We start from the raw sequence: 17,705 nt of genomic DNA, 5'->3' as shown, positions 1-17,705 counted from the left end.
CCGCGGCCGGCCGCAATGCGAAAGCCGGATCAGTGCTTGTGGCGGCGGCCGTTGCGGATATGGTGCGGTCGGTCGGCTGGGGTGAAAACATGCTGATGTCGTTTGTCCTGTGGTTGCTCGTCGGCTTACTCATCGCGGCGGCGCTTGCCGTGCTGGCCGTGACAGTTGCGACCTGGCGGATTGCGGCAAAGGCCGAAAGACTGGTGCCGGCTTGCGGCAAATTCGTCGAGATCGACGGCAACCGCATCCACTATGTGGAAGAGGGCGACGGCAGGCCGATCGTCTTTGTGCACGGGCTGGGCGCTCAACTCCACCACTTCCGCCAGACGCTGTTCGGCCGCTTCGGTCCTGGCTACCGGCTGATCGCCCTCGACCGGCCGGGGTCGGGCTATTCAGTTCGGGCAACCGGGGCCACCGGCCGGCTGCCCGAGCAGGCTGACATCGTGCGGCGCTTCATCGAGGAATTGCGCCTGGAGCGGCCTTTGGTCGTCGGCCATTCGCTCGGCGGGGCCATCGCGCTTGCGCTGGCGACCGGCCATCCGACAGCGATTTCCGGCATCGCGCTGCTCTCGCCGCTGACGCATCAGGAAGCGAGGGGGCGTCAGGGATTTGACCTGCTCTATGTTCCGTCACGGCTGCTGCGCCGTGTCCTGGCCTATACGGTGGCGATACCGCTCAGCCTCCGTTACGCGCAGCCGACGCTGCAGTTCATTTTCGCGCCGCAAGCGGTTCCGGCAGACTACATGATCGGCGGCGGCGGATGGCTGGGGCTGCGTCCGTCCCACTATTTCGCCACGTCCACCGATGTCGTGGCCGTGGAACGGGATCTTGGCGAAATCGAACGGTCTTACCGCGAAATTGCGATGCCGGCAGGCATTCTGTTCGGCACCGGCGACCAGGTAATCGGCGAGGCGGTCCATGGCCAACCGATGCTGGACAAGATCGACGCCCTCGACTTTGAGCGGATCGAAGGCCTGGGCCACATGCCGCAATTTACGGACCCCGAACGGGTCGTGGCCTTCGTCCAGCGTATCGCCGCGCGCGCTTTCGCGCATTGACCGCAATTGACCTTGGCGGGGGGCTCGCGGCTCTTCACGCGGCGTCACGCAAATGTGTCGGACATTCTGTCCTACCCGGAATTTCCAGGGGAACCTTCGCACCCAACCCAGGGTTTCGTTGGTGTCGCCAGGGCCTTGGCGCCCGTTTTTTTGGCGATCAAGAGAATGGAGAATCCAATGATTACAAGACTCATTGCAGCTTCGGCGCTGGTGCTGGCCATGGGTGGCGCAGCCATGGCGCAGTCATCCGATGACTGGTGGTGGTGGCACCGCGATCATCGTCCCGACACGAGGCAGCAGGTAGATCCCTATACCACTGGCAGCATCAATGGCGGCTCCGGGCTGACCACCTACGGGAATACCGGTGGCATGGGGCCGTGCGCCCACAACACACCCGGTCCGGATGCCAACTCGCAACAGAACGTCAACGATAACTACTGCGGTAAGTAGTGCCGCATAGCCACCAGCGGCCGGTGCGAGGCCTTCCGGCTTCGCCGGTCGCGGGGCGGTTCCAACTCGCTTAGTCGGAGACTTCGGTTTGCGGGCGGTCGCGGCCGTCGGCGAGTTCGTCGTGCCACGTGCCTTCGGCGTCCTCATATTGGATGCCGTCGGTGGTGCCGGCAACCTGCTGTTCGGACGAGGCGATCTCGGCGGCGCGCAGCGCCTCCTGGTGCGTGCGGAAAGTCTCGGAAAATGTCGAGCCGACCTTGTAGGCCCAGCCGCCATCATGCTCGACGATCTTGTAAGTCAGCTTCGCCATGGAATCCTCCGGTTAAGAAGCGTGCTCAGTGCAGCTTTCCGTCGGGCAGCCTGTCTTCGGGAACCAGAACTTCCGATTCCCTGGCTGCCTCGACAAGGGCGCGACGCGCGTCCGCTGTCGAACGATAACCTTCCAGCGCTTTGAGGCAAGTGTCGAGAGCATAACGATGGCGATCGCCGCGATTGAGCGGCCAAACGGTCATCAGGCACTCGGCGGCCTCGCGGGTGCTGCTTATCTGGCGGTATTTGCCGACATGGCCGAGCTCGACCACCACCGGCTTTTCAAAGGGTTTGTTGTCCATCATGGCCGCCAACGTAAAGCGGCCAAATTGGTTACAGTTGTGGCGAGGATCCTGCGCCCAAACGTCTCAGGACCCGGCCGATTTCCGGTTTTGTTTTGACGCAATTCGGACGGAAAGCCACGGCGAAGCCGCCGAGGCTGACCGTGTCACACTTTCCCTGGAATTGCTCTAGCCGGCGGCCTTCATCCAATGCCGCATCGTCGTCACCGAACGTGCCAGCTGCGGCGCGGGATGGATTTCCTCACCGAAGGCGGCGGCAGCGCGCCAGCCCCAGCGCGGGTCGGCGAGGAATGCGCGCGCCAACGCCACCATGTCGGCACGACCGTCGGCGACGATCGCCTCGGCTTGGCTGGGATCGTCGATCAGCCCCACGGCGCGCGTCGGAATGCCGGCGCCGTTGCGCACGGCCTCCGCCAGATGCACCTGGTAGCCGGGACCGGGCGGCACCTGCTGCAGGGGCGAATTGCCGCCGCTGGAGCAGCAGATATAGGCGATGCCCTCGGCCTTCAGCGCTTTGGCCACCTCGATTGCGTCCTCGATGTCGAAACCGCCTTCGACCCATTCCTTAACCGAAAGGCGCGCCCCCAGCATCATGGACGGGACGGCCTTTCTCACCGCCCTGGCGATTTCGAGAGCGAAGCGCATGCGGTTTTCCAGCGACCCGCCCCAACGGTCGGTACGCTGGTTGGAGAGCGGCGAGAGGAACTGGAAGATCAGATAGCCATGCGCGGCGTGCAGTTCGGCAAAGTCGAAGCCGGCCCGTTCGGCGCGCACGGCCGACTGCGCAAAACGTGCAATGAGCTCCAGGATCTCGTCCTCCTCCAACGCATGCGGCACGTTCCAGCCCGTGTCGTAGGCGAGGGCCGACGCAGAAACCGTCTGCCAGGGATCTTCGCCCGGCTGCAGCGGACCGCCGCCTTCCCAGGGTTTGCGGTTGGAGGCCTTGCGGCCGGCATGGGCAAGCTGGACACCGAATTTCGTGGCGGGCGCGGCGACGCGCCTGGCGGCGTCGAGCGTACGCTTCGCGGCCGCCTCGTTGTCGTCCGAATAGAGGCCGAGGCAGCCATGCGAGATGCGCCCGCGCCGCTCGACATCGGTCATCTCGACGGTCACCATGCCGGCGCCCGACATTGCCAAGTTCATCCAGTGATGGAGATGCCAATCGCTGGCCGAGCCGTCCTCGGCCGAATACTGGCACATGGGGGCAACCGCGATGCGGTTGGGGAAGGTGAGGCCGCCGAGGGTGATCGGCTGGAAAAGCGATGACGTCATGTGAAACGGGCTCCTGGAGAGATACCGCTATCTAGGCAGTCGCGACGCGACGCGCCAGACACGAGCCGGTGAGACTCCCCCGCTGGACCAATCGGTTTCGAGGCCAGTCGGTTTCCTGGATTGCCTGCGACACCTTTCACCGCTACGCCTTTGCGACCAATACGGAGGTCGTCATGGAAGATCGCATTCGCATCCGTTCGCAGGAGGTCCTTTCGGACGACTGGGCGGTGCTGAAGAAGACAGTGCTCGACTATCGCCGCCGCGACGGGCGATGGGAGACGCAGACCCGCCAGACCTACGACCGCGGCGACGGCGCGGTGATCCTGCCCTTCGATCCGCAGCGCTCGACCGTCCTCCTGGTGCGTCAATTCCGCTTCCCGGCTTACGCCGTAGGCCACCACGAGCCGCTGATCGAGGCTTGCGCCGGCTTGCTCGACGAGAACGATCCCGAAACCGCCATCCGCAAGGAAGCGGAAGAGGAACTGGGTTATCACCTGAACGATGTCCAGCGGCTGTTTTCGCCGTTCATGAGCCCGGGCAGCGTGACGGAGCGGCTCTGGTTCTTCACCGCGCGCTATTCGCCGGCCGACCGCATTTCCGACGGCGGCGGCGCGCCGGAGGAGGGCGAGGACATCGAGGTTCTGGAAATGCCCTTGGACGAGGCGCTGGCCGGCATCGCCGACGGCCGCATCGTCGACGCCAAGACGATCATCCTGATCCAGCATCTGAAGCTCAATCCGATGAGGGGTTGAGTGCCGTCCTCACCGACGAAGAGTGGCCTGCCACCCGAAGCTCCTCCTTCGCCAAGGCTTCGGAGGACTCTTCGAAGAGCGAAGGGTGGTGCGGACGACGGGAATCGAACCCGTACGATCAGAGATCGAGGGATTTTAAGTCCCTTGCGTCTACCAATTCCGCCACGTCCGCAGGCGTGCCCTTTTCAGATGCCAGATATCAGCCGTCAAGCCATGTTTCGGATCGGCTGCGCTTTATGCCGCCGTCCGGCCCGTTCTCAAGTGCAGATTTAATATTAGCGATATTTAAAATGCCAACTTCTCCGAACTGATCCCATTAGCCTTTATGTGCGAGTCTACGGCCGGCTTTGATGGTGGAACCATGCGTGGGCCAGGCTGGATCAGGGGACTGCGGGAGGAGGAGGCGCAGCAGCTGCGCAGGGAGATCGGTCGGCTCGAACGAGGGCTGATCGAGGCCGCCAATTCGAAGGCCAAATGGAACCTGCACGAGGTCGCCCACACGTTGCGCTGGCAAAAGGCCCGGCTGCGGCGGCTGGAGGAGTGTCTCGAGGCCATGCCTGAAGGAAAGATGGCTTCGGACCGATCCTGACCGTTCAGCCAAGCACGTCCGCTAGGCGGGGCAGGGCGGTGGGAAAGTGGCGCGATCACGCTATTACGGCCTGCCCTGGGAGAGCTAATGTTTGCGCCGTGGCGGATCGATCCGCCGAGGCCGGCGTCTATCAGGCCCCTACCCATTCCCCCGCCCCCTGCGGGCGCCGGCCACCTGAATTTTCAAGACATGCGAGAGGGGGGTGCGCATCGTCGCGGTGCCGCAAACCCTAGAATTTATAGCTGAAATTCACGCCCAGCGTCTGCAGCTTCACGTCCTGGTCGCGATCGGCGAAGGTGTCCGGCGCATCGAAATGCTCCTTGCCGAAATCGTAGTAGCGGTATTGCGCGCCGACGACGACATTGTTGGTGAAGGCATAGTCGACGCCGGCGCCGAGCGTCCAGCCGGTGCTGGTGTGGGTTTGGGCAAAGGCCGTGCCTGCTGCCTGCGAGGTCTCGATGCCAGCGAAAGCGACGCCGCCGATGCCGTAGATCAGCACGCGATCCGTGGCGTAGCCGGCCTTGGCATCGATCGATCCGAACCATTTGATGTCGGTGCCGAATGTGTTTGCCGGGCCGGCCTCGGCGGTGCCGTCGATCGAGGCGTAGTTAAGATCGGCCTCGGCGCCGATCACAGCCTGGTCGAACTGCCAGAGCCCCGCGACATGGCCGCCGACGAAACCGCCGTCGATGTCGGGCTTGACCGAAAACGGACCGCCATCGTTGCCGCTGATGTCGGAGCGGCCCCAGCCATAGCCGGCCTGCAGGCCGGCGTAATAGCCGGTCCAGTCGAAGCCGGCTGCGGTCATCGGCAGATCAGCCCCCAGATCCGCCGCCCAAGCGGAGCCGGACAGCAGGACAAGAAAACCGGCACTGGCAAGCGTCAGTCGACGCATCGATCGCTCCGAAATGGCGGTTTCGAACGACTCCTCGAAGCAGACTAGCCCCATTCGCCGCGAAACGGAATTGCATCTCTGCAACAGTGGTTTACGACCTGACGCTCTGGCTCCGGACGCCGACATTTGCCAAAGTGACCTACGCAGAGGACTCAAGCCCATGACGAACGCCAAGCCGACCAGCGCCGCAAAGCCAAAGCCGTGGACGGAAGTGGCGACACATCTGGTCGACGTCGCGATGGGCCGAAAGCCGGCCGATCTGGTCATCCGCAACGGTCGCTGGGTGAACGTCCATTCGGGCGAGATCATCCCCGGCACCGATATCGCGATCGCAGCCGGCCGCTTCGCCTATTGCGGGCCGAACGCCAGCCATGCCATCGGGCAGGGGACGAAGGTCGTCGAAGCCGGCGGGCGCTATCTGGTGCCCGGCCTTTGCGACGCGCATATGCATGTCGAAAGCGGCATGGTGACGGTGACGGAGTTCTGCCGCGCAGTCATCCCGCACGGCACGACCTCGATGTTCATCGATCCGCACGAGATCGCTAATGTGCTTGGACTGCCGGGCGTGCGCCTGATGCATGACGAGGCGGTCGCGATGCCGATCAACGTGCATGTGCAGATGCCGTCCTGCGTGCCGTCGGCGCCGGGGCTGGAGCATGCCGGCGCCGAATTGACGGTCGCCGACGTCGCCGAGGCCATGACCTGGGAAAATATCATCGGGCTTGGCGAGGTGATGAATTTCCCCGGCGTTGCCGCCAACGATCCGGTGATGTTGGGCGAGATCGCCGAGACGGTCAGGGCCGGCAAGACGGTGGGCGGGCATTATGCATCGCCCGATCTCGGCCTGCCGTTCCACGGCTATGTCGCCGGCGGGGCGGAGGATGACCATGAAGGCACGCGTGCCGAGGATGCGATCGCGCGCGTGCGCCAGGGCATGAAGGCGATGTTGAGGCTGGGCTCGGCCTGGTACGACGTGGCGGCGCAGATCAAGGCGGTGACCGAAGGCGGCATCGACCCGCGCAACTTCATCCTGTGCACCGATGACAGCCATTCCGGCACGCTTGTGCATGAAGGCCATATGGATCGCGTGGTGCGGCATGCCATCAGCCAGGGGCTGAAGCCGGTGACGGCGATCCAGATGGCGACGCTCAACACGGCGCAGCATTTCAGGCTGGAGCGCGAGATCGGCTCCATCGCGCCCGGGCGGCTGGCCGACCTCCTGATCGTTTCGGACCTTGCCCAGATGACCATAGACGAGGTCTATGCCCGCGGCGTCCGGCTGGCCAAGGCCGGCAAGCTCGAGATCGACATCCCCGCCTATGACTATCCGCAATCCGCAAAGAACACGGTCAAGCTCGGCAAGAAGCTCGCGGCGAAGGATTTTGACATTTCCGCGCCGGCGGGCGCCAACGAGGTGCGGGCGCGGGTGATCGGCGTGATCGAGAACCAGGCGCCGACGCGGGCTCTGGAAGCCGATCTGGCGGTCGAGGACGGGTTGGTCGCCATGGATCGCCGCAACGACATCTGCCAGATCGCCCTGGTCGAGCGGCATCGCGGCACGGGCGGCATCACCAACGCCTTCGTCTCCGGCTTCGGCTATGTGAAAGACTGCGCGATGGCGTCCAGCGTGGCGCATGACGCGCACCACATCATCGTCGTCGGCACCAACAAGGGGGATATGGCCTTGGCCGTCAACCGGCTGGGCGAGGTGGGCGGCGGCGTCGTGCTTTATTCCGAGGGCAAGGAACTGGCGCTGGTCGAGATGCCGATCGCCGGCCTGATGTCGGACGAACGCGCCGAGATCGTCGCGGCCAAGGCCGATCAACTGACCGAGGCGATGCGCAAGGTCGGCTGCTCGCTCAACAACGCCTATATGCAGCACTCGCTGCTGGCGCTCGTGGTCATTCCGGAGCTCAGGATCTCGGACGTCGGCCTGGTCGACGTGACGACGTTCCAGAAGGTCGATCTTTTTATCTGAGTCAGCTATCCGCCGGTAGCGATGGTCAAGACCCTGAACGGCGTGGTGATGACGACCTCGGCGACCGAGCCGACCGCCTTGCCGAGGCCTTGGCCGATATCGTTGAGCTGCGTCGGGTCGGGCTCGTCCGACGCAAGCCCGGCCGGTGTGCGCAGCCGGTTGCCCAGCAATTGCACCAGGATCGGGTTATCGGCGAATTTGGCGTGGTTCAGGCCGTCGCCGCCCTTGGCGTGGGTCAGGTCGACGACCGTCACGCCGTAATCGGCAAGATCGGCGGCGTTGCCGTAGTCGCCGACGCGCGGCTTGTCGCCGGAAATGAAGCTCGACAGCTTCAGCGCCCGGTCGTCGCCCGAAAGCAGGATGGCGAAGGGTTTGTCCGGCTTGCCGTAGCGGATCATTTGCTTCTTGAAGACATCGACGTCGATGTCGGGCGAGGCGAGAATGACGTAGCCGAGCTTGCCGCCGAGATCGCGATCGCCGGTGATGGCGAGCTGGCGCAGCGCCTCCATCGTCAGCCAGGTGCCCATCGAATGGGCGATGATGTCGATGCTCTTGACGCGTGTCTTGGCAAGCATCCGCAGCGTCGCCTCGAGATCGTCGCGCGCGGCGGTCGAACTGTCCTTGTCATAGATGTAGCCGGTCGCCTTGGCACTCGATGCCCATGAGAACAGCACCGGCGTTCCGGGATATTTGGTGTCATGCGCTATCTGCGTGACGCGGTAGATGCCGTCGTCAAAACCGTTGTTGAAGCCGTGCACGAACACCAGGGCACGGTCGCCGCGCATGGAAATGTCGGCGCCGACCGCCTTGGCGAATTGCCGCGCGTCGCCGTAGTGGACGACATCGGTGGCGATGAACTGCTTGGCCGGATTGGAGTCTGCCGAGCCCTTGGCGCGCTCGATCGCGCCGACCTGGTGGATCTTCGGCACGGTGACGTCGACGCGGGCGTAGCTGGTGGTCAGCGAACGGTCGCCGTCGAAGACCTGGCGCGGATCCTTGGTCGCCTGCTGGCGGGTGGTGGCGACGAAGATCTCATGCGTGGCGGCGATGTCGGAGGCAGGCGCTGTAACTGTTTTGCGGTTGAGAAGATCATGCGTGGGACCGGCGCAGCCGGCGAGGGCGAGCGTGAAGGCAAGGCCGACAACGATCTTCACATGCGCAGTCACCCGGGGTCCCCCAAGGGCGGCAACATCTCTTGCTACTGCGATAAAGCCAGAGAGCGGCCGGGTCCAGTTCAAAGTCCCTGCGGCGCGGAACCCGCACCGATACGGTTACTGCGCAGCCAGCTGACGGATGCGGTCCGTCACCTCACGATCGCTGGCAAAGCCATCGTCCTCACGCAGCCGCTGTCCGATCATCTGCACCATCATCGGATTGTCGGCGAATTTGGTGTGGTTGAAACTGTCGACGCCCTTGATCTTGGAGAGGTCGACCACCGTGACGCCATAGGAGGCGAGATCTGCGGCATCCCGATAGTCGCCGACGCGCGGTCGCGCGCCGGCGATCAGGCCGGAGAGCCTCAGCGCCCGGTCGTCGTCCGACAGGAGCAGGATGAAGGGCTTGTCCGGCTTGCCGTAGCGGCGCATCTGGCTCTTGAAGACGTCGACATCGATGTCGGGCGAGGCGAGCACAACGTCGCCAAGCTTGCCGCCGAGATCGCGGTCGCCGGTGATGGCAAGCTGGCGCAGCGTCTCCATCGTCACCCAGGTTCCCATCGAATGGGCGACAATGTCGATGCGCCGGGCGCCGGTCTGCGCCAGCATCCGCAACGTCACCTCCAGCTGGTCGCGGGCGGCGGCGGCGCTTTCCTTGTCATAGACATAGTCGGTGGTCTTGGCGCCGGAGGCCCAGGAAAACAGCACCGGCGTGCCCGGATAGCCGGAATCGTGGACGATCTGGGTCAGCCGGTAGACGGCGTCGTCGAAGCCGGTGTTGTAGCCGTGGACGAAAACCATGACGCGGCCGCCGCGGGCGTCGATGTCGGTGTTGAGGGCGCTGGCGAATTTCGGCTGCGTGTCGTAGCCGACGACTTCGGAGGCCATGAAATATTTCGTCGGGTCGTTCGACTTGCCGCGCGAACGGCGCTCGATCTGGCCGGTCTGGTGAATGGGGGGAACGGTGACGTTGACACGCGCATAGTTGAGGGTCGCCGAGCGTTCGCCGTCAAAAACCTTGTTCGGGTCGTCGGAGCGCTTGCGGGTCGTGGCGATGAAGATCGAGTGGTTGCCGGCGATCTCGGTCGCCGTCGTCGGCACGACGACGCTGCCCAGGATTTCCTGCGTCTGCTGGCCCGCGCAGCCTGCTATCAGCAGGGCAAAGGCGATGATCAGAATTGTCTTCAACCGCACGTCGACACTTTCACTGGCATTCCACTCCGGCCACGATTGGCCGTCCACCTCCGCGGAAATCTCCCGGACAGCCGAAGTGCGGCTAAAGTAAGTCGTGTCCAGCGGAAATTGGCTCAGTGTCGGGCGACGGCCATCGCACTGTTGCGCGAAAGCCAAAACGGCGGCAGGAAGATTGCAGGCGCGGGATATGGCTGTCCTGGCGTACCGCCGAGACCAAATGAGGGACTTCTGTTGAACAGCTTCTCTTCTCGCGTCGCCGCTGCCGCCGAGGCGATCCGCGAAATCTTTCCGGAAACGCCGCTGCAGGAGAACGATTACCTGTCCAAGAAGACAGGCGCGCGCATCCTTTTGAAGCGTGAGGATCTGACGCCGGTGCGCTCCTACAAGATCAGGGGCGCGTTCAACTTCTTCCGCAAGGCGCTCGCCGCCGGCAACAATGCCGAGCTGTTCGTTTGCGCCTCGGCAGGCAATCACGCTCAGGGCTTTGCCTTCGTCTGCCGCCATTTCGGCAAGAAGGGCGTCGTGTTCATGCCGGTGACGACGCCGCAGCAGAAGATCGACAAGACGCGGCTGTTCGGCGGCGATTTCGTCGAGATCAGGCTGGTCGGCGACTTCTTCGACGATTGCTACCGCGCCGCCTTCGAATTCACCGAAACCGCCGGCGCGCATATGGTGCCGCCCTTCGACCACAAGGACATTATCGAGGGCCAGGCGACGGTTGCCTACGAGATCGCGGCCCAGATGCCGGGCGAGCGCGTGCCCGACATCGTCATGCTGCCGGTGGGCGGCGGCGGCCTCGCCGCCGGTGTGACCCACTATTTCGCCGACCAGCATCGCGATCCGCGTTTCGTGTTCTGCGAGCCGGCGGGCGCGCCGAGCCTGCGCGAGAGCCTTGCCGGCGGCAAGCGGGTCAAGCTCGCCAAGGTCGACAATTTTGTCGACGGTGCCGCGGTGGCCGAGATCGGACGCGAGCCGTTGCGCCATCTCAAGGACTTCACCGCCGATGCCGTGCGGCTGGTTCCGGAGAACCGGCTCTGCGCCACCATGATCGAGATGCTCAATGTCGAGGGCGTCGTGCTGGAGCCGGCCGGCGCGCTGGCGATCGACGCGCTCAAGGATTTTTCGCGCAAGGAGATCAGGGGCAAGACCATCGTCGCGGTCGTCTCCGGCGGCAATTTCGACTTCGAGCGGCTGCCGGACGTGAAGGAGAGGGCGCTGCGCTTCGAGGGGTTGAAGAAGTATTTCATCATCCGCTTCCCGCAACGGCCGGGCGCGCTGCGCGATTTCCTCGAAATGCTCGGTCCCGACGACGACATCGCCCGCTTCGAGTATTTGAAAAAGTCGGCGCGCAATTTCGGCTCGGTGCTGATCGGCATCGAGACCAAGGACCGGCGCAATTTCGACCTGCTGAAAGCCAATTTCGACGCCGAAGGCGTGCAATATCAGGATATCACCGACAACGAGACGCTGGCGGGGTTCATCATATGAAGGGCCCTGTTTTCGTTGCGCTATTTTCCGGCATCAATGTCGGCGGCAACCGCATCGTCAAAATGGCGGAGCTCAAAGCCTTCTTCGAAAGTCTCGGCTTCAGCGATGTCGCGACTTATGTGCAGAGCGGCAATGTCGTGTTCCGGGCGAAGAAGGGGGACGCGGCGGCGCTGACCAAGGAGATCGAGGCTGCCTTCGAGAAGACGTGGGGTTTTCATTCGCGCATCATGGTGCGCGATGCCGGCTGGTTCGAGCGGCTGGTGAAGGACAATCCCTATCCCGAGGTCGCCGGCGAGCCGACCAAGCTGCACGTTTATGCGCTGGAACGGGAGCCGACCGCCGAGGAGACGAAGCGGCTCGCCGACAAATGCTCCGGCCCCGAGCGCTTCGAGATCAAGGGCGACGTGCTTTACCTCCATGCGCCGGACGGGCTCGGCAAATCGGTGTTCGCCAACCTCATCCCGCGTACCTTGAAGGTGCCGGGCACGGCGCGCAACTGGCGCAGCGTGCTGGCCCTGCTCGACATGGCCGGCAAGGCCGGCGGCTGACTGTCCGAGGCACTTTTCCCGGAATTGCTCCGGCTCAGGCAGCCTTTTGCCAATCGAAGCTTAGTTCCTCGCGAAAGGCGAAGCGCTTGATATGGTCGGCGACCACGCTCTCCAGCCGCTCCAGCGACGCTTCATCGTCGGCGGCCACAGCGATGTGCAGCGCCTGATCGTCGGCATCCATCACGGTGCGGCCGATCGAGAGTTGGATGGCGCCGTGCTGCGGGTCGAACTCGACCGGGAATTTATGCGACCAGTGCTTGCAGAGCTGCTGCAGGTAGCGGCTGGCATGTTCGGTGGCGACATCGGCGCGGCTGGTCAGCATGAAATTCTCCTGGCGGATGAAGAGACGCCAGCCTGGATGAGGCTGGCGCCAATTGCGGATAGATAGGCAGCACCGGGCGAAACGCTAGCTGCCCCCGGTCAAATCGGGGTGGATTTACCAGACGCCTGTGTTCGGCATCGAGGTCCATGGTTCGGCCTTCGCCTTGGCCGGGCCTTTCTGCAGCAGCTCGATCGAGATGCCGTCCGGCGAGCGGACAAAAGCCATGTTGCCATCGCGCGGCGGACGATTGATGGTCACGCCATTGTCCATCAGCTTCTGGCAGGTTGCGTAGATGTCGTCGACCTCATAGGCGAGGTGGCCGAAATTGCGGCCGCCCTTATAGTCCTCCGGGTCCCAATTGTAGGTCAATTCGACCAGCGGCGCCTTCTCATGGATGCCGCTTTGCTCGTCTTCCGGCGCGGCGAGGAAGATCAGCGTGTAGCGGCCCTGCTCGTTTTCGTAACGGCGCACCTCCTTCAGGCCGAGCTTGTTGCAGTAGAAATCGAGCGACTGGTCGATATCGGCGACGCGGACCATTGTGTGCAGATAGCGCATGGCGGCTTCCTCGGGCTATTGGGGTTGCCAGGCAACATAGGGGCCACCCGGCGAAAGGGCAATCGTCCGACAATTGCGGCGCAGCGGCTGATTTCGGACCTCGCCGTTCGTCTTTGGGAAGCGCCGGCAAACAACATTTCAGCCTTTCCGGTAATGAACGGTGAAAAAAGGCACGTCAGCCCTTGCACACCCCGGAAGCCGCAGTGTTAATCTCTTGGCAAGAATCAGTTGTAGTTCAGTTGGAAAAAAGGGGGCATTCTTATGGGGGAAAAAGCCTCTTTTACGAGGCGGGACGGAAGCCTTGACGACGCCTTGCAGCGGGACAATGGCGGCGACTCCGCCGAGCTTGTCGAAATCGCCGGCGCTATCAAATGGTTCGACGTGGCCAAGGGCTACGGCTTCATTCTTCCGGACGACGGCGTCTCGGGTGATATTCTCCTCCATGTGACATGTCTTCGAAGGGACGGTTTCCAGACGGCGCTCGAGGGCGCGCGGGTCGTCTGCCTGGTCAAACAGGGCGAGCGCGGCTTGCAAGCTTTCCGCGTCCTTTCCATGGATGCTTCGACGGCCGTCCACCCGGCAGAGCAGGAACAGCGCACCCACGTCACCGTCAACCCGGAGAGTGGCCTTGAGCGAGCCTTGGTCAAGTGGTTCAACCGTACCAAGGGTTTCGGCTTCCTGACGCGGGGCGAGGGGACGGAAGACATCTTCGTCCACATGGAGACGCTGCGGCGCTACGGCATAACCGAACTCCGGCCCGGCCAAGTTGTGCTCGTTCGGTTCGGGCGCGGCGACAAAGGCCTTATGGCCGCCGAAATCCACCCCGATATGGGCACCTTGTCGGTCTCGCACTGAGGTTCTCTCGACTCAGTCGAGAGGTCCCTTTGCCGCGGCGCGACCATCTTGTCCGAAAACCGGTTCCACTTGTCCGGATGATGGTTTAGGACGAGCGTCTGGACGAGGTACGCATGGTTCATCGCAATTGGCTGACTGCGGGCATATTCTGCGCCGCGATCGTTTTCGCCGCCTGTTTCATCGCTGCGAAGCCAAGTTCGGCGGATGCGATGCTGCTGCCGATCGACCGGACGCCGCTTGTGGTGTCGACCGGTTCGGGCGAGCATTCCTTCTCCATCGAGATCGCCGATACCTCCGCCGAACGCGAGGCGGGACTGATGTTTCGCCAGACCATGGCAGACGATCACGGCATGTTGTTCGTCTTTGAAAGAACGGACGAGGTGGACTTCTGGATGAAGAACACGCCGATGGCGCTCGACCTAATCTTCATCGGTGAGGATGGCAGGATCAAAGCCATCAAGCGCGGCGAGCCCGAATCCGAAGCGATCATCTCGCCGGGACAACCCGTGCGCTTCGTGCTTGAGCTCAAGGCCGGCACAGCCGCCAGGGACGGCATCAAGGAAGGCGATCTGTTGCGCCACCCGGCTATCGGTACTGGCGCCAACTGAAAAAGCAAATCTGCCGATGCAGTTCTTTTCCCATGACGGTTTCGAACTTGCCTATCTCGATCGCCAGCCGGCCTCGGGGCAGGGCGACCCGGTGCTGATGATCCATGGCTTTGCCTCGAGCCACTACGTCAACTGGGTCTCGCCGGGCTGGTTCAAGACGCTGAACGACGCCGGCTACCGGGCGATCGCTTTCGACCATCGCGGCCATGGCTCGTCGTCGAAGAGCTATGACGAGGCCGATTACACGCCGGCCAAGATGGCGTCCGATGCGGCCGCGCTGCTTGATAATCTCGGCATCGAGCGCGCGCATGTCATGGGTTATTCGATGGGCGCGCGCGTCTCGGCTTTCCTGGCGCTCTCCGACCCGGAGAAGGTTGCGACGCTGGTGTTCGGCGGCCTCGGCATCGGCATGATCGACGGGGTCGGCGACTGGGATCCGATCGCGGCGGCCCTGCTGGCGGAAGACCCTTCCCAGACCACGCATCCGCGCGGGCGCTCCTTTCGCGCCTTCGCGGATCAGACGCGCAGCGATCGTCGCGCGCTTGCGGCTTGCATCGCAAAGTCGCGCGAGTTGCTGAGCGAGGATGACATGGCCCGCATCGCCCAGCCGACATTGATCGCCGTCGGCACGAAGGACGACATCGGCGGTTCGCCGGACGAGCTTGCGGCGCTGATGCCGAATGCCAGGGCCTTTCATATTGAGGGCCGCGACCACATGCTCGCCGTCGGCGACAAGAGCTTCAAGCAGCGCGTGCTCGAGTTCTACGCCGAAAACCCGCTCTGAGCGCGGCGCTGCTGGGCTGACAAATGGTAGACCTGCACGTCGCGCTAGCCCTGCGCCCTCCTGTCGGCGAGGGACCTCGCCATGACGCACAGCAGCTCGAACATCATCGTCGCGCCGGCCAGCGCCGTCATGCCGCCGACATCAAAGGGAGGCGCGACCTCGACGACATCGGCGCCGACGAAATTCAATCCGCCCAACAATCGAACCAACTCCTGCGCCTCGCGCGTCGTGAAACCTCCGATCTCCGGCGTGCCGGTGCCGGGAGCCATGGACGGATCGATGCAATCGATGTCGAACGTCACATAGGTCGCGCTGTCGCCGACGAGATCGCGCGCCTCCTGCATGACGGAAGCGACGCCGCGCCGGACGAATTCTTCCATATAGATGATGCGCACGCCCTGAGCGGTCGCCCAATCGTGTTCGCCCGGTTCATAGATCGAGCCTCTGATCCCGATCTGGACAATCCGCTTCGGGTCGAGCAGCCCCTCCTCGATCGCGCGGCGGAAAGGCGTTCCGTGCGTGTAGGGATTGTCGCCGAAATAGCGGTCATTGGTGTCGGAATGCGCATCGAAGTGAATCATGCCGACAGGCGCCTTGCGGGCCACGGCGCGCAGCACCGGCAGCGTCGTCAGGTGGTCGCCGCCCGCGGCGAGCGGCAGGGCACCGTCCGCTACGATCGCCGCAATGCCGTCCTCGATGCGCTTCAACCCGTCGAGCAGGTTGATCGGATTGGCCGAGACGTCGCCGACATCGGCAATATTGGCGATGGAGAACGGTTCGGTTCCCGAGACATGGTGGACCCGGCGTATCAGGCTCGACTGGTTCCTGATTTCGCGCGGACCGTGGCGGGCGCCGGCCCGGTTGGTCGTGCCGCCGTCCCAGGGAATTCCGACAAGGGCGATGTCGAGCCCCTTCGCGCTCGGCACGGCCGGCAGCCGCATGAAAGTGGAAAGCCCGGCAAAGCGCGGCACCTGCGCGGCGTCGACGGGTTGGTGGAAGCTGTTTTCCATGGTGACGGCCATCCCAGAGCGGTTCACGTTCGATAGTGATCGCAGTGCCTTGAATTTGGGCATAGGGGCAAAGCCCCGCGGGAGTATGGGCCTATCAGGGCGGATTTTGCAGGGCTTGCAGTGAACGGCCGAGATTTTCCCTGGCCTGCGCCTCGAACCGATCCCGGAACTCGGTCGTATGGAAAATGTGCGGACGGGCGAGGAAACTCTTCAGGACGGCCGCCCGGCCCGCGCGCCACATCGGCTCGTCCACCCAGCCATATTCCAGCCGGACCGCCTTCTCGTAAGCATCGAACACCGCGGGTTCGGCGCCGAGGATCGCCAGATCCATGTCGAGCAAAAGGGCCGCATCGTTGAGCGCGCCCTCGTCGCGCAAAGGCGGCAATTGATGGGTGGCGGTCGCGTTGATCATCGCCGCTATGCGGGCTAGGCGATGAGGATCGACGCGCCCGGCAAGCTTTTTCTCGGCCAGGTCTGCGCTTTTTGCCTCATTGTCCTTGGCGCGGCTGTCATAGATCGCGTCATGAAACCAGATCGCCGCTTCGACGGCGCCCGGGTCGTCGAGCAGGTCTCGGTATTCTTCAGCCAGCGCCAGCATGGCCTCGATATGGGCGAGGTTGTGATAGTGCCGGTCCCCGGCCTGACAGAGGGCGCAAAGCTCGGCTTTCAGCGCAACATCGATCAGCGTCTCTTTTTCCATGACGAATTTTTTCCGGGCGGCTAACGCTGGCAGGACAACGCAAGTCGCCGCCGGCTTCAAGAGCATATGTATCCGATTGACCAAAATGCGCGACGGAGGGAAGCTGCCGAGATCGAACCCAAGGAGCGTGACATGACCGGCGGGACGAAACCTGGCACGATCGACATGAAATTGGAGGCGGTCGTCATCCCAGTTGCCGATGTCGATCGAGCCAAGGGCTTCTATGCCGGCTTGGGCTGGAGGCTCGATGCTGACTTCGTGGTCGGCGACGCGTTCCGAGTCGTGCAGTTCACGCCGCCGGGTTCGCCATGTTCGATCCATTTCGGCACGGGCCTCACATCGGCCGCGCCTGGTTCGGCGAAAGTGCTTTATCTGATCGTGTCCGATATTGAAGCGGCCCGGGCTGAACTCGTGGCGCGTGGCGTCGAGGCAAGCGACATCTTCCACCGCAACGGCCCCGGCCAGCCGCCGATCAAAGGCCGGCATCCGGAGGGGCGCAGCTATTCCTCGTTCGTCACATTCAGCGATCCGGACGGCAATGGCTGGCTGCTGCAGGAGATCACCCAGCGCTTGCCCGGGCGCGTCGATGCGGGTGACACGACGTTCACTTCATCCCCGGAACTTGCGGCCGCGCTGCGGCGGGCCGCGGCGGCACACGGCGAACATGAGAAACGCGCTGGCGGACAGTACGACAAGAACTGGCCTGACTGGTACGCCGCTTACATGGTGGCGGAACAGGGCCGGAACGGCATTGCCGCAATGAGGTCTGACGCCGGACTGTGCCCGTTTCCTACGTTTGGGAAGACGACAATCGAGGCGATTTCGAATGCGCTCCCGATCAAGGGTTCGTTTTCCATCGCCGCTTGAATTTGCGTGAACCAG

The 17,705-nt window shown here is 63.5% G+C and carries 20 protein-coding genes, 1 tRNA gene and 1 pseudogene; 11 read left to right on the top strand and 11 right to left on the bottom strand.

The features are described from left to right. Positions 1 to 38: 38 nt before the first annotated feature. Positions 39 to 1,058 carry an alpha/beta fold hydrolase gene (locus tag LB515_RS02780; protein ID WP_224706678.1) on the top strand — a complete coding sequence of 340 codons (1,020 nt, stop codon included), beginning with the start codon at positions 39 to 41 and terminating at the stop codon, positions 1,056 to 1,058. Between the two features lie 177 nt (positions 1,059 to 1,235). After that, the gene (locus LB515_RS02775; protein WP_224525477.1) at positions 1,236 to 1,508 is read left to right on the top strand and encodes a hypothetical protein; all 273 of its coding nucleotides are present in this window, start codon (positions 1,236 to 1,238) and stop codon (positions 1,506 to 1,508) included. Between the two features lie 70 nt (positions 1,509 to 1,578). On the opposite strand, the gene LB515_RS02770 is transcribed toward LB515_RS02775, so the two are convergent. From LB515_RS02770 to LB515_RS02760, 3 genes are all read right to left on the bottom strand, one after another. Continuing rightward, positions 1,579 to 1,818 (bottom strand): DUF2188 domain-containing protein, encoded by a 240-nt coding sequence (locus LB515_RS02770; RefSeq protein WP_095765137.1) that lies wholly within the window; start codon positions 1,816 to 1,818, stop codon positions 1,579 to 1,581. Positions 1,819 to 1,843: 25 nt separating this feature from the next. Further along, on the bottom strand, positions 1,844 to 2,122 hold the full coding sequence (locus LB515_RS02765; protein ID WP_095765138.1) for a DUF982 domain-containing protein: 279 nt from the start codon (positions 2,120 to 2,122) through the stop codon (positions 1,844 to 1,846). A gap of 165 nt (positions 2,123 to 2,287) precedes the next feature. Next, positions 2,288 to 3,391 carry an NADH:flavin oxidoreductase/NADH oxidase gene (locus tag LB515_RS02760; RefSeq protein ID WP_224706677.1) on the bottom strand — a complete coding sequence of 368 codons (1,104 nt, stop codon included), beginning with the start codon at positions 3,389 to 3,391 and terminating at the stop codon, positions 2,288 to 2,290. 173 nt (positions 3,392 to 3,564) lie between these two features. Here LB515_RS02760 and LB515_RS02755 point away from each other — a divergent pair, with 173 nt between their 5' ends. Continuing rightward, the gene (locus LB515_RS02755; protein ID WP_224706676.1) at positions 3,565 to 4,143 is read left to right on the top strand and encodes an NUDIX domain-containing protein; all 579 of its coding nucleotides are present in this window, start codon (positions 3,565 to 3,567) and stop codon (positions 4,141 to 4,143) included. 86 nt (positions 4,144 to 4,229) lie between these two features. Here LB515_RS02755 and LB515_RS02750 read toward each other — a convergent pair. Then, positions 4,230 to 4,315, bottom strand: a tRNA-Leu gene (locus LB515_RS02750). 189 nt (positions 4,316 to 4,504) lie between these two features. Here LB515_RS02750 and LB515_RS02745 point away from each other — a divergent pair. Continuing rightward, positions 4,505 to 4,732, top strand: coding sequence for a hypothetical protein (locus tag LB515_RS02745; protein ID WP_140840270.1), 228 nt, complete (start codon positions 4,505 to 4,507; stop codon positions 4,730 to 4,732). Between the two features lie 229 nt (positions 4,733 to 4,961). Here the strand turns inward: LB515_RS02745 and LB515_RS02740 are convergent, their stop codons facing one another. After that, the gene (locus LB515_RS02740; RefSeq protein WP_095765581.1) at positions 4,962 to 5,627 is read right to left on the bottom strand and encodes an outer membrane protein; all 666 of its coding nucleotides are present in this window, start codon (positions 5,625 to 5,627) and stop codon (positions 4,962 to 4,964) included. Positions 5,628 to 5,787: 160 nt separating this feature from the next. Here LB515_RS02740 and ade point away from each other — a divergent pair, with 160 nt between their 5' ends. Next, positions 5,788 to 7,605: an adenine deaminase gene (gene ade / locus LB515_RS02735; RefSeq protein WP_224706675.1), complete on the top strand. Its 1,818-nt coding sequence runs from the start codon at positions 5,788 to 5,790 to the stop codon at positions 7,603 to 7,605. A 5-nt stretch (positions 7,606 to 7,610) separates the two neighbouring features. On the opposite strand, the gene LB515_RS02730 is transcribed toward ade, so the two are convergent. Then, positions 7,611 to 8,771, bottom strand: coding sequence for an alpha/beta hydrolase (locus LB515_RS02730; protein ID WP_224706674.1), 1,161 nt, complete (start codon positions 8,769 to 8,771; stop codon positions 7,611 to 7,613). 105 nt (positions 8,772 to 8,876) lie between these two features. Beyond that, a complete protein-coding gene (locus tag LB515_RS02725) occupies positions 8,877 to 9,953 on the bottom strand; it encodes an alpha/beta hydrolase (RefSeq protein ID WP_224706767.1) in 1,077 nt (358 codons plus the stop codon). Positions 9,954 to 10,184: 231 nt separating this feature from the next. Between LB515_RS02725 and ilvA the strand changes: the two genes are divergently transcribed. Both ilvA and LB515_RS02715 read left to right on the top strand, forming a co-directional pair. After that, a complete protein-coding gene (gene ilvA, locus LB515_RS02720) occupies positions 10,185 to 11,441 on the top strand; it encodes a threonine ammonia-lyase IlvA (protein ID WP_224706673.1) in 1,257 nt (418 codons plus the stop codon). Next, positions 11,438 to 11,989 carry a DUF1697 domain-containing protein gene (locus LB515_RS02715; RefSeq protein ID WP_095765144.1) on the top strand — a complete coding sequence of 184 codons (552 nt, stop codon included), beginning with the start codon at positions 11,438 to 11,440 and terminating at the stop codon, positions 11,987 to 11,989. Before ilvA ends, LB515_RS02715 begins: the two co-directional genes overlap by 4 nt. 34 nt (positions 11,990 to 12,023) lie before the next feature. Here the strand turns inward: LB515_RS02715 and LB515_RS02710 are convergent, their stop codons facing one another. Both LB515_RS02710 and gloA read right to left on the bottom strand, forming a co-directional pair. After that, positions 12,024 to 12,311: a DUF2218 domain-containing protein gene (locus tag LB515_RS02710; protein WP_095765145.1), complete on the bottom strand. Its 288-nt coding sequence runs from the start codon at positions 12,309 to 12,311 to the stop codon at positions 12,024 to 12,026. Between the two features lie 114 nt (positions 12,312 to 12,425). Then, complete coding sequence (gloA, locus tag LB515_RS02705) at positions 12,426 to 12,866, bottom strand: lactoylglutathione lyase (RefSeq protein ID WP_224706672.1); 441 nt, start codon at positions 12,864 to 12,866, stop codon at positions 12,426 to 12,428. A gap of 261 nt (positions 12,867 to 13,127) precedes the next feature. On the opposite strand from gloA, the gene LB515_RS02700 reads away from it, so the two are divergent. The 3 genes from LB515_RS02700 (at position 13,128) to LB515_RS02690 (ending at position 15,113) form a co-directional block, all read left to right on the top strand. Continuing rightward, a complete protein-coding gene (locus LB515_RS02700; protein ID WP_095765583.1) occupies positions 13,128 to 13,721 on the top strand; it encodes a cold-shock protein in 594 nt (197 codons plus the stop codon). A 113-nt stretch (positions 13,722 to 13,834) separates the two neighbouring features. Beyond that, positions 13,835 to 14,329 carry a DUF192 domain-containing protein gene (locus LB515_RS02695; protein ID WP_095765147.1) on the top strand — a complete coding sequence of 165 codons (495 nt, stop codon included), beginning with the start codon at positions 13,835 to 13,837 and terminating at the stop codon, positions 14,327 to 14,329. A 16-nt stretch (positions 14,330 to 14,345) separates the two neighbouring features. Next, positions 14,346 to 15,113, top strand: a complete 768-nt coding sequence (locus LB515_RS02690; protein ID WP_224706671.1) for an alpha/beta fold hydrolase — start codon at positions 14,346 to 14,348, stop codon at positions 15,111 to 15,113. A 44-nt stretch (positions 15,114 to 15,157) separates the two neighbouring features. Here LB515_RS02690 and speB read toward each other — a convergent pair whose 3' ends face one another. Together speB and LB515_RS02680 are read right to left on the bottom strand one after the other, a co-directional pair. Further along, on the bottom strand, positions 15,158 to 16,123 hold the full coding sequence (gene speB, locus LB515_RS02685) for an agmatinase (protein ID WP_224706670.1): 966 nt from the start codon (positions 16,121 to 16,123) through the stop codon (positions 15,158 to 15,160). Positions 16,124 to 16,217: 94 nt separating this feature from the next. Further along, entirely contained in the window at positions 16,218 to 16,823 is a 606-nt protein-coding gene (locus tag LB515_RS02680; protein WP_224706766.1) for a hypothetical protein, read from the bottom strand. 132 nt (positions 16,824 to 16,955) lie between these two features. On the opposite strand from LB515_RS02680, the pseudogene LB515_RS02675 reads away from it, so the two are divergent. After that, positions 16,956 to 17,586, top strand: a pseudogene (locus tag LB515_RS02675) (VOC family protein). The last annotated feature ends 119 nt before the right edge of the window (positions 17,587 to 17,705 follow it).

This window comes from Mesorhizobium sp. CA15 (assembly GCF_020165215.1).
In the GTDB taxonomy this organism is placed as follows: Bacteria; Pseudomonadota; Alphaproteobacteria; order Rhizobiales; family Rhizobiaceae; genus Mesorhizobium.
The sequence above is the reverse complement of the archived record's forward strand: the minus strand, read 5'-3'. Positions and strand labels throughout refer to the sequence as shown.